Here is a 1653-nt window from a genome sequence, read left to right as displayed (position 1 = left end):
TCTTTTTGTTTGTATCTATCAAAAAGTAGTTTTGGATTGGTTTTGGAATCAAAAGCCGTGTCTTCAAAGGACGCGGCTTTCTTTTTTGCTATAAACCAGCCCCCCGCCCCTTATTTACGCTGCTTTGTTTTCACTCTTGTCATTACTACAAACATCATGACAAATCCTTTGCTTGCCATTAATAACGGCATTGCCATAAATTTTTACACCCTCTGCAATAATAGACCTTTTGGAAACGCACGCATCATCATAAATTTCTACTTTTTCATAAATACGAGCATTCTCATAAACACGGGCATTCCCATAAATCTTGACATCTTTATAAACAGCCGCTTTCCCATAAACCCTAGCATTATTAAAAATATGAACATTCTCATCTATATAAGCAGACCCTGATACTTTTGCATTCCCATAAACAAAGCCCTTTACATAAGCACTATGCCAAACCTTTGCATCGTCATAAATTTTTGCCTCTATAGAAATAAAGGCTTTGCCATAAACCACGGCATTGTCACAAACTTGACCACAAATTTTTGCGTTCCCATAGACCCTAGCATTATCACTAACTACGCACTTGCCATAAACCCACCCCTTGCCACGAAACCACATGCTACCACTCACACTAGCATTATCATAAATATGGACATTGCCATAAACATGGGTATCACTCCCGTAAACTTTAGCTTTATCACGAACTATAGCATTCCCATAAACTTTAGCATTTTGAGCAACAATGGCTTCATTACGTACCTTTGCATTTTCACTAACAACAGCATTCATAGCAACTATAGCATCATCATAAACCCAGCAATTGCCTTCATGAGAGAGATTGCTTTCCTTTTCGATAAAGCCCCCTAAATCCCCCGCCTTTATATCATCAAAATCCCTTAAAGCACGAATGCGATAAAAGTTTCTAGGTTGATGAGTTTCAGTATCCTTAACTTCTTTTGTTTCACCTGTAAATTCGTATTTTTTTGCGAACTCTCTATTTTTAAAAGAGCCATTATCATCTGTAATAAAAAAAGAAGATTCTTGTTTTTTAACTGTAGCAGTCATGCTTGTTTTCCTTGTGATTATTAGTTTTTAATTGACAGCCCATAAGGGAGTCGGGCGCTAAAAACACGGTCACAAGTCCGCCGCTATACTTTTCCCTCGCGAAGGGTATTGTATGGTATAGCTACACCCGACAAAATCATCATACGCCATTCAAAGCATAAAAGACAGCCAGTATTTTAAGAAATGGGAGAAACCTTATCGTGGTTTATCCGCTTGTGATTTAGTGTTTTTTAAGCACTTGTCGACTTTCTAAACCAGCCATTCCTTAAAGTCAATACGTATTTTTTATTTTTTTCACTTTTTTTCATTTTGATGCTTACCTAATTGAATATCAACGGCTTTTGCTAGCTCTCTATCCATCTCTTCACAAGACAATGGATAACCCCATTCACCATCATTCGTTATCTCACAAATCAACTGATCATCTTTGGTACGTTTTTTGATTTTCACATTAACCTCATCTATTAAACCTTCATAATTCAATACGCTTTTTGGCAAATTACCACCGTATATCCAAGCTTTCACTTGCGCCTTCGTGCTGTAATCAACTTTCAAAGGCATATCTTGATCATGATACTGACCACCTTCAAATTCTTC

2 protein-coding genes are annotated in these 1653 nt (G+C 37.1%); both read right to left on the bottom strand.

What is annotated here, in order from left to right:
• Nucleotides 1-114: 114 nt before the first annotated feature.
• Nucleotides 115-1056 carry an LbetaH domain-containing protein gene (locus T429_RS0108505; RefSeq protein WP_005775077.1) on the bottom strand — a complete coding sequence of 314 codons (942 nt, stop codon included), beginning with the start codon at nucleotides 1054-1056 and terminating at the stop codon, nucleotides 115-117.
• A 294-nt stretch (nucleotides 1057-1350) separates the two neighbouring features.
• The coding region (locus tag T429_RS09975) for a hypothetical protein (protein WP_005775076.1) at nucleotides 1351-1653 on the bottom strand (303 nt) is incomplete at its 5' end.

The sequence above is a fragment of the Bartonella elizabethae F9251 = ATCC 49927 genome, from assembly GCF_000518165.1.
In the GTDB taxonomy this organism is placed as follows: domain Bacteria; phylum Pseudomonadota; class Alphaproteobacteria; order Rhizobiales; family Rhizobiaceae; genus Bartonella; species Bartonella elizabethae.
This window is presented reverse-complemented; position numbering and strand designations above follow the sequence as displayed.